Here is a 9,526-nt window from a genome sequence, read left to right as displayed (position 1 = left end):
CGTATTCGAGCTGGCCGTCGATGCCGTTCCAGGCCGCCATCGTGTAACCGAGACGAACGCGGATGGTCGTTGCCTGGGCGGTGTTCTCGATGATCGGCGCCGCCAGCGGATCGGCCAGATTCAGCGCTTCGTAGCGCAGACGGACATCGAGATTCGGTGTGCCGCCGGTCAGCCGGAACGGCAGATCGGCGAGTGGATCGGCAGCTTGTGCGGCCCCGCCGGCCATCATCAATGCGACGCCCAATGGTGAAATCGCGGCGCGCAGAACCCCCTGCATCCCCTTGGTTGCAAACATGGTATTTCCCGGTAGTTGTTGCGTTGTTATTGGTTGCGGGCAACAAAAAAGCGCCCATCACTGTCGACCGATTTCGATCGACAGTGATGGGCGCCTTTACCCATTGTCCGTTGTTCAGCCCTGCGCGATCCGACCGTCTTTGGCCGCTCCGGAAAGCAGCTTCCGGAATGCACAAGGCTGTTGTGCTGCGAATCCACAAAAGCAATCAGCATGCCAAGGGCTGACCCTCTACCGTTGTCGGCGGTTGCCGGATCGCGCTGAAACGCTTGCTGCACCAGCTTTTCACTATATTTTCACGACCGGGAAAAAATGGAGTTCTGAAGCGATCCCGGTGAGCGCGATGGCGGCGTCGGCGGAATCCGCACGCGTCTTCGTGGTGCGCGAGCGCGAGGATGGTCCGAGCCAGATGCGTGCATTGCACCGTTGCTGCGCGCGCCGGCCATCTCGGTGCGGGCAGAGCCGGGATCCGGAGCGCAGTGCATCGGCAAGAGGCCTCACAACGCTGCTGTCCATTGGCTTGGCAAACTTATTGCTCATCTTCCGGCGAGCGCTTGCAGCAGGCTCATGGATCGGCCGAAGAAGCCCGATCTTTCCGGACAGCGAGGTCCATGTCCGCTGGCATCACTGCCAGCGAACCTCCACCCCTGTCCTGGATGCCGACCATGTCCGACGTTTCGACGCGCCCCCTCAACACCCTCGAATTGATTGCCATCGTGGCGGCTGCGTTGGCGCAGATTGCCGTCACCGTGATGTGGATGCATGACCTCGTCTAGGCCGGTCCTTACCTTCGGCCAAGCGAGCACTCCACATGAATCGCACTGATACTCCATTTCCGTCTGCAGACCGCCGCTCCTGGCTGCCGGCGGCGCTGCTGGCCATGGGGCTGTTCATGGCCGCTGGCGATGCAGCAGCGGCCGGCGACTTCGATGCGCTGCGCAGCCAGGCGCTGGAACTCGATCTGGCCGCCAGTCGCATCGGCAGCGACACGCAGAGCGACATGCTGAACGTCTATGTCGGTGCCCGCGCTCAGGACGTCTGGCTGCGCGAGGTCTGGCTGCAGATCGATGGCGATCCGATCCAGCACTACCAGTACTCGCAGCGCGAAGCCGAAGCGCTGCGCGCCAGCGGCCTGCATGGCTTGCTCAGCACTCGCTTGAGCCCCGGCCCGCACCGCATTCGCGCCCAGGCTGCCGTTGCTGAAGTGGGTGCTCATGCCAGCGAGGCACGCCGCCGGGCCGCCATCGACCTGAGTATCGAGAAGGGTGCCGCGCCGGCCGAACTGGAGTTGAGCTGGGCGCCGGGCGGCATGGTCAAGGGTTCGAGCCTCAAGCTCATCAACTGGCAGCGCAGCACTGACAGCGTCATCTCGGCAGACGCTCAAAGCCGTTATCGCGCCGGTGATCCGATCGACCCGCGTCTGCGCGCCGTCGCTTTCTTCGAAGCCACCGGGCGCCACTATCAATCACAGCGCCTGCTGCGCCAGGTGCAGGCCGAAACACCCGGCGCCGCGCCGAATGAAACGCCGGTGGCGGAAGGGCCGTCACCTGGTACGCCAGCAATGTACGCCGCCTACCAGTCGCTGCTCGCCGGCAATGCCGATCTCGCTGCGGTCGATCGTCTCGGCGCCGGCGAACCCTGTTCGACGCGGCCGACCCTGCTCTGCGATCACGTCAATACCGAGCTGGGTTATGCCTGGCTCGCGCAGCACGAAGGCATCAAGGCGGCCGATGTGTTCCGCCGCGTGCGGGCGCCAGGCCCGCTGGCGAGTGCCGCGATGCTCGGGCTGGGCTGGGCCTTGCTGGCGCCGGCCACCGGAGCGGAAGTCGACAAGGCCGAGGCGACTCCGGTTGCCTACGGCCGCAAGCCGCTGCACGAGCCGCGCGCGATGAAGGACAAGGAACGTGGCGGCGCCATGCGGGCGGCGCTGGTGCCGTGGATCGAGCTGATCGGCCGTGATCCCACCGATCCCGCCGTGCAGGAGGCGCAGATCGCCATTGCCTGGGTGATGAACGAACTCGGTTCCGAAGTGCAGGCGCAGGACTACTACAACCGGGTCATCGCCCTGCTCGAAGGGCTGGTGCAGCGCTGCGACAAGGCCAAGAGCGAACTCGCAAGCCAATCATTGGCCACCGGCATCGTCGGCAAGGCGCCGAGCGAAGCCTGGCACTGGTCGTTGGCCGATCGTCTGCCGGACCCGCGCTGGTGGGTGCTGCCAGTGGCCAAGGACATGGAATCCTTTTATCTGATCCCGCTGCTGCAGCAGGCCTCCTTCGATGCCCAGCTGCGGCAACTGCGCGAAGTCCACGAAGCGCAGGCCGCCTTGAGCGCCCAGCGCGCGCGTCTGCTGGCATCCAGCGATCCGCAAGCTGCCGGTATTGCCGCAGCCATCGATGCCCTGCAGCCCAGCATCGCGGCAACCATCACCAGCACTGGCCAGGCGCTCGATGCCATGGCACGGACGCACATCGCCACGATCCGCGATCAGGCGCTGCATTCGCTGGTCGAGGCGCGCTACGGCCTGGCGCAGCTCTATGACCGTGCTGCCGAGGTCGCCAGCAAATGACCATCACCCGTTTTCATGTTGCCGTGCTGCTCGCGCTTGGTTTAAGCCATCCGGCAACGGCGGCAGTGCTGACCGACGACAAGCCGTCGACCGTCGGCTCGACCACCGAAACCAATGGCCTGGAGCGCAACGGCCGCTTCGTGGTCCGCACGCCGAGCATCTTGCGAGTGGACGGCGAACGGAAGCTGCCGCCGAACATCGGCGCCGCGCTGGCCCAGTACGATCGTCTGCTGGCGCTGCCTGCCGATCCCTCGACTCGCGCCGAAGCGCTGCGTCGCGGTGCCGATCTGAGAGTACAGCTGGCCGAAGTCGATGGCCTGATCAATCTGCCAGTGCTGAAGAAGGCGATCAGCCAGTACCAGACCCTGCTTGCCGAACAGCCGGACTATCCGCTCAACGATCGCGTGCTCTACCAGCTGGCGCGAGCACAGCAAGCGACCGGCAATGTCGATCTGGCGATCAACAGCCTGCTGCAGATCGGCAGCCGCTATCCCTCATCGTTCCGCGCGCCGGATGGTCTGTTCCGCGCCGCCGAACTGCTGTTCCAGCGCAAGCGCTTTCCCGAGGCCGAGCCGGCCTACAAGCAGGTGCTCGCTGCTGGGCCGGGCAACGTCTATTTCGAGCCGGCGCAGTTCAAGTACGGCTGGACGCTGTTCCGGCAGGCCAAGCACGACGAAGCGCTGACCGTGTTCTACGCGATTCTCGATCGCGAGTTGCCGCCGGGCGAGCTGGCTGATCCGAAGGCCGCGCTGGCGGCGGTCAAGCCGGGCAAGCTCGACATGGCGACCGAAGTGCTGCGCGTTACCGGCCTGTCGCTGGCCGCGCTCGGTGGTGGCCGCAGCCTGAGCGCGAGCTTCGATCGTGCAGGCGCCGAGCCACGCTTCGCCACCTTGCTCTACGTGTCGCTGGCCGATCAGCTGCTCGCCCAGCAGCGCTACACCGATGCCGCCGACGCCAGCCTGGCATTCGTCGAACGGCATCCGCGCCATCCGCTGGCGCCCGGTTTCGAGACGCGGGCGATGGCGGCCTGGGAGCAGGGTGGTTTCAACGACCTGCTGGTTGCTGGCAAGGCGCGCTATGTCGAGCATTACCTGCCGGGCGCCACGTACTGGCAGGGCGCGGCGCCGACACCGGAAGTGATGGCAGCGCTGAAGGGCAATCTGGCAGCGCTCGGGCGTCACTATCACGCCGTGGCGCAGGCGCGGCCGGAAAGCGACGTCGCAGCCCGTCAGGCCGATTTCCTCAAGGCAGCGGACTGGTACGCGCGCAGCCTGCAATTGTTCCCGCAGGACCCGGGCGCGGCCGAGCTGGCGCTGCTGCAGGCCGATGCGCTCTACGACGGTGGCAGCTACGAAGCGGCGGCCCGTCAGTACGAGCGCGCAGCCTATGACTACCGCAGCGGCGGCAAGGTGCCAGCGACGGCGCCGACCACCGCTTACGCCGCCGTGCAGGCCTGGCAGCGGCTGGCGCGCGAAGGCGCGGTCGATACCCGGCCGGCGGCACTGAAGGAATCGGTGCGCGCGAGCCTGAAGCTCGCCGAGCAGTTCCCGGCCCATCCGCAATGGGCGCTGACCCTGACTCGCGCCGCTGGTGATCTGCTCAGCCTGAACGATCCGGAAGCCGCGTTCGGCGTCGCCACCCGGGTGCTGGCCGCGAATCCGCCGGCCGCGCCCGAGTTGCGCCGCGAAATGCTCGGCGTGGTCGCCGATGCCCGCTACAGCCAGCAGAACTATGCCGCCGCCGAAACCGCTTATGCCGAGCTGATCAAGCTGCTGCCGGGCGATGCGGCCCAACGTGCGCCAGCATCCGAACGTCTGGCGCGCAGCGTCTACGAGCAGGCGGTGGTGGCACGCACGGCCGGCGATCTGAAGACCGCGGCGCGCGCGTTCCAGAGAGTCGGCAGCGTGGTGCCGGAGGCGACGATCCGCCCGGCTGCCGATTTCGATGCCGCGTCGGCCTACTTCGAGCTGCGCGACTGGGCCAATGCCGAAGCCGCGCTGGAAGGCTTCCGCAGCCGTTACCCGACGCATGCCCTGGTTGCCGATGCCGAGAAGAAACTCGCCAGCGCCTACGACAAGGACAACAAGCCGGGCCGCGCCGCCGGTGTCTACGGGCAGATCGCGCAGCGTGAGAGCCTGCCGGTGGACACTCGCCGCGATGCCCAGTGGCTGTCGGCCGAAGGCTATCGCCGCGCCGCCGATGCCGCGGCTGCCAGCAAGGCCTACGAGCTGTACGCAAGCACCTGGCCGCAGCCGCTTGATCGTGCCCAGCAGGCGCGCCATCAGCTCGCCGATATCGCCAGGACCTCGAATCGCGATCAGGCGCGCTACCTCTACTGGCTGCAGGAGATCGTCAAGGCCGATGGCAGCGGCAATGGCGATGCGGCATCGCCAGCCCGCTTGCTCGCGGCGCAGGCCAATCTCGAACTCGGCCAGGCCGGTGCCGCCAAGGCGCGCCTGCTGCGCCTGAGCCTGCCGCTGCAGGCCAGCTTGGCGCAGCGCCGTGCCGCGATCGAAAGCGCAGTCGCCTTGCTCGATCGTGCTGCCGCTTACGGCTATGCCGACGTGACCACCGCTGCGACTCATGAGCTGGCCACCGTCTACCGCGAACTGGGCCGGGCGATCGTTGATTCCGATCGTCCGGCGTCGCTGAGCGGCGAAGCGCTGGAGCAGTACAGCTTGATGCTGGAGGAACAAGCCAACGGTTTCGACGAGAAGGCCATGAAGGCCTACGAAGCCAACCTCGCGCATCTGCGCCAGGGCGTCTGGAACGACTGGGTGCGCAAGAGCAGCGTCGCGCTGAGCGAGCTGGCGCCGGCGCGCTACGGCAAGAACGTCCGCCTGGAGGACCGTTATGAATCGATGCACTAGTGCTGTGCTGATGACGGCGCTGCTGATCAGCGCGTGCAGCACCCCGGTTCGGCGCAGCAGTCCGCCGACCCAGCCTTCGGCGGTCACGCCTGCGGCTTCGTCGACCAAGACCTTGGCGGCAGTGCCCGGCCGTCCGGCGCCGGAACTGCGCTTCCAGAACGCGCTGGCGCTGATGCAGGACCAGCGGCCGCAGGACGCGCAGGTGGCGCTGCAGAGCCTGCTCAAGGACTACCCGGATCTGTCCGGTGTCTGGACCGATGCCGGGATCATCCAGGCGCGGGCCAAGCAGCGCGATCAGGCGCTGAAAAGCTTCGAGCGGGCGATCGCCGCCAATCCCTCGAACACCGTGGCCTTGAACTGGTGCGGTGCGCAGTATCGCGAAGCGGGCGATTACAAACGCGCCGAACAGCGCTGGCAGAAAGCCATCGAACTGCGCCCGGACTACGCGGCGGCAGTGCTCAATCTGGCGATTCTCTACGACGTGTCGATGCGCCGGCCGCAGGATGCGCTGCCGCTGTATCGCCGCTATCAGGTGCTGTCGGACAACAAGGATCTGATCGTCAGCGCCTGGGTGCGTGATCTCGAAAGCCGCGGCCCGGTCGTCGCCGATGCCGGCAGCGGAGCCGCCCGATGAAGCGCGGCTATCTATTGCTGCTCGCAGGCTTCGCCATCAACGTTATCGCTGCGCCGCCAGCCCCCGCACCAGCGACCAAGGCTGGCACCACCGTGGTCGGCGAAGACGAAGCCGCGCTCGGCCTGTACCTGATGCCGTGGAAGGACGAGGACCAGCGGCCGGCGGCGCGCAGTCCGTCGCGCTACACGCAGGCGCTGACGCCGGCGGATATCGCTGAAGACCGCAACCGCAACGCCGCGCTGGAAAACAGCGAGAGCTACGAGCGCATGCGTCGTCAGTCTCTCGGTTACTGACGCATAACTACTGAACCGCTGCACCCTTTCCTTCGAGTCGAGATCATGGCCATCACCACCATCGTCATCCAGTTCTTCCAGCAGGGCGGCGCCTTCATGTATCCGATCGCGCTGGTCTTGCTGATGGTCGTTGCCGTGTCGGTCGAGCGGCTGATCTTCCTGCTGCGCACCGAGCGCCAGAACCGCAAGCTGCTCGCCGAGCTGGCGCCGCTGATGCAGCGCGGCGATCTGCCGGCAATCGACAGCCTGCTGCAGCATTCACCTGCAGCGATCGCCAAGGTGCTGGCGTCGGCGTCGGCGCAGGCGCGAGTCGATCCCCGGCGCAGCGAGCTGGAGATCGCCACCGAACAGGGCCTGATGGATGTGATGCCGGCGATCGAAAGCCGCACCCACTACCTGGCCACGTTCTCGAACATGTCGACCCTGCTCGGCCTGCTCGGTACCGTGCTGGGTCTGATTGGCGCGTTCAGCGCACTCGGCACCGCCGACCCGGCGCAGAAGGCGGATCTGCTGTCGTCCGGCGTCTCGGAGGCGATGAACTGCACCGCCTTCGGCCTGATGGTGGCGATCCCCTCGCTGTTCATCCATGCCCACATGCAGAGCCGCACCACGCAGCTGATCGACAGTCTGGAATCGGTCTGCTCGCGCTTCGTCAGCGCCGTCTGCGGCCGGCCGGCGCCGCTTGCTGCCGCAGTGGCTTGAGCGATCTCACGATGAGCGCCGTGCTGTTGCCTTCGCTGATCGATGACGAAGACGCAGAGGCCGCGCAGCGCCGGACCGCCCGCCGCGAGCGCCGCATCAAGCGCCAGCTGCGGTTGGGCCGCGAGGGCGAGCTGAACATCGTGTCGATGATCGATGTCTTCGCGGTGCTGGTGTTCTTCCTGCTGGTCACCGCGTCGATCACGGCTGCGCGCCTGAACGTGCTGGCGCTCGATCTGCCGGGCAAGGCTGCCGTCGCCAGCAAGCCGATGCCGCGGCCGAGCATCACCGTGCTCGATGCCGCGCTGCTCGTCGATATCGGCGACGGCCAGCCCCAGCGCTACGCCCGCAGTGCCGACGGCAAGGCGCTGGCGATGCTGCCCGAGCGGTTGCTCGCCGCGAAACGCCGTGCGCCGAAACAGGAAGCGATCGATCTGCTGGTCGGCCCGGAGGTCGCTTATGCCGATGTCGTTGCGGTGATCGATGCGATGCGTGCCGCGACACCGGCTGCCGTACGTGCCGGCTATCCGGGCGAATTGTTTCCACGCATGGCAATCGGTGACGCCGCAGGTTCGGCGCCATGAGTTCGAAGCGCAGCCTGCGTCGCGCCGAGCGCACCCTGCGCCAAGGGGGGGCTGCGGTGCTCAATATCGTGTCGCTGATCGATGTGTTCGCGATTCTGGTGTTCTATCTGCTGGTCAATGCGCTGAACCCGGAAGTGCTGCCGGTGCCGGCAGTGCTGAAGCTGGCGGAATCCGAGGCACGGCTGGCGCCGCAGCCGACCATCAGCATCGCGATCAGCGAGCACGAGATCCGCATCGATGGCCGGCTGGTCGCCAGCACCGGTGAAGGCCTGGTCGGCAGCGTGGAGACGATCCGCGCCTTGCGAGCCGCGCTGCATGACGCCGCCGTTGCTGGTCAGTCTCCCAAGAAGGAGATCAGCATCATCGCCGACAAGCGCCTGCCGTTCCGCGTGCTCAAGCAGGTGATGAGCGCCTGTGCCGATGAGCAGTACGCACACGTGTCGCTGGCGGTGGTCGAGAAACCAGTAGGTGACGGCGCATGAGCGCCATGCCTGGATCGTCGATGGTCGATGCCGGCCTGCTGCTTGCCGAAGATCGCTATGGCTTGATCGGCGACGCCGATCGTCGTTTCCGCAAGGTACTCCTTCGCTTCGGCCTGCCGATGCTGCTGTTCGCGATCGCCGTGCCCTGGCTGCATTTCGAGTTGCCGGCGCCGGAGCTGAAGATTCCGGAGCCGACGCCGCGCAGGGTCGAGCTGTTGCCGGAGCCGGTGGTCAAGCCTGTGCCGATCGAACCGAAGCCCGAGCCGGTTCGGCCCAAGGCCGAGCCGCAGAAGCCGCTACCGAAAGCCGCGGCCGCACCGGCTGCGAGCGCTGCCGGTGCGCCGAAGCCGGACGCCCGCCAGCAGGCGGCGGCTGCCGGCCTGATGCAGATGCGCGAACAACTGGCGGCGCTCAATGATCGCAGCCTGGTTGCCGTTGACAGTCAGCAGGCGTTGATCACCGGCACCAGGACCAGCAGCGGCAGCAGTCCGGTCCTGACCGCCGCTGCCAGCAGCAGCGGCGCCGGGGGCACGGCCGTGCGCGGTGTTGCAGGGCAGGGCACGGCCGGTAATCTTGGTGCGCGCCGCACCGGGCAAGTGCAGTCCGGCTTGGTGGGCAAGGGCACCGGTGCCGGATCGGGTATCGGCGGTCTCGGTGCAACGGGTCGCGGTGGCCGCGGACTGGAAGATATCCAACTTGGCTTCGATCGCAGCAAGTCCAGCCTCAACGCCATCTTCAGCCGTGCCGCGCGTGAGACGGTGGGCATGGGCGCCGGCCGGATCGTGGTCTCCCTGAGCATTGCGCCGGATGGCTCGGTAAGCCGCTGCGAGCTGGTTTCAAGCAGTTTTGCCAATCCCGCGCTGGAGCAGAAGCTGCTGGCGCGCATCCGCCAGATGAACTTCGGCGCCAAGGATGTGCCGCTGTTCACCTACCCGAACTATCCAATCGACTTCCTGCCGACCTGAAGACAAGCCGAGTCGAAGTGGAAACATGGCACGGCGTTTGCTCTTTTAACTTCAGGTTTCGAAGAAACCAGTTTCGATCGGCCAACGACGCCTGATCCAACAGACAACGAAGTCCACATGCTCCGGGCGGCAATCGGAGCA

General features: G+C 66.5%; 8 protein-coding genes and 1 pseudogene. 8 read left to right on the top strand and 1 reads right to left on the bottom strand.

Annotated features, from left to right (window positions below):
- Nucleotides 1-295: pseudogene (locus tag Q0D45_RS01330) on the bottom strand (hypothetical protein); the annotation flags it as partial.
- Between the two features lie 808 nt (nt 296-1,103).
- Here Q0D45_RS01330 and Q0D45_RS01325 point away from each other — a divergent pair.
- The 8 genes from Q0D45_RS01325 to Q0D45_RS01290 are packed head-to-tail and all read left to right on the top strand — an operon-like array spanning nt 1,104 to nt 9,385.
- Nucleotides 1,104-2,858 carry a hypothetical protein gene (locus tag Q0D45_RS01325; protein ID WP_293387506.1) on the top strand — a complete coding sequence of 585 codons (1,755 nt, stop codon included), beginning with the start codon at nt 1,104-1,106 and terminating at the stop codon, nt 2,856-2,858.
- The gene (locus Q0D45_RS01320) at nt 2,855-5,728 is read left to right on the top strand and encodes a tetratricopeptide repeat protein (RefSeq protein WP_293387504.1); all 2,874 of its coding nucleotides are present in this window, start codon (nt 2,855-2,857) and stop codon (nt 5,726-5,728) included. The genes Q0D45_RS01325 and Q0D45_RS01320 overlap by 4 nt, the downstream gene beginning before the upstream one ends.
- Nucleotides 5,712-6,362, top strand: coding sequence for a tetratricopeptide repeat protein (locus Q0D45_RS01315; protein WP_293387502.1), 651 nt, complete (start codon nt 5,712-5,714; stop codon nt 6,360-6,362). Before Q0D45_RS01320 ends, Q0D45_RS01315 begins: the two co-directional genes overlap by 17 nt.
- Nucleotides 6,359-6,655: a hypothetical protein gene (locus Q0D45_RS01310; protein ID WP_293387500.1), complete on the top strand. Its 297-nt coding sequence runs from the start codon at nt 6,359-6,361 to the stop codon at nt 6,653-6,655. Before Q0D45_RS01315 ends, Q0D45_RS01310 begins: the two co-directional genes overlap by 4 nt.
- A 45-nt stretch (nt 6,656-6,700) precedes the next feature.
- Entirely contained in the window at nt 6,701-7,357 is a 657-nt protein-coding gene (locus tag Q0D45_RS01305) for a MotA/TolQ/ExbB proton channel family protein (RefSeq protein WP_293387498.1), read from the top strand.
- A gap of 11 nt (nt 7,358-7,368) precedes the next feature.
- Complete coding sequence (locus tag Q0D45_RS01300; RefSeq protein ID WP_293387496.1) at nt 7,369-7,938, top strand: biopolymer transporter ExbD; 570 nt, start codon at nt 7,369-7,371, stop codon at nt 7,936-7,938.
- On the top strand, nt 7,935-8,420 hold the full coding sequence (locus tag Q0D45_RS01295; protein WP_293387494.1) for a biopolymer transporter ExbD: 486 nt from the start codon (nt 7,935-7,937) through the stop codon (nt 8,418-8,420). The genes Q0D45_RS01300 and Q0D45_RS01295 overlap by 4 nt, the downstream gene beginning before the upstream one ends.
- Complete coding sequence (locus Q0D45_RS01290) at nt 8,417-9,385, top strand: hypothetical protein (protein WP_293387492.1); 969 nt, start codon at nt 8,417-8,419, stop codon at nt 9,383-9,385. Before Q0D45_RS01295 ends, Q0D45_RS01290 begins: the two co-directional genes overlap by 4 nt.
- The last annotated feature ends 141 nt before the right edge of the window (nt 9,386-9,526 follow it).

This window comes from Nevskia sp. (assembly GCF_023266035.1).
In the GTDB taxonomy this organism is placed as follows: Bacteria; Pseudomonadota; Gammaproteobacteria; order Nevskiales; family Nevskiaceae; genus Nevskia.
The sequence above is the reverse complement of the archived record's forward strand: the minus strand, read 5'-3'. Positions and strand labels throughout refer to the sequence as shown.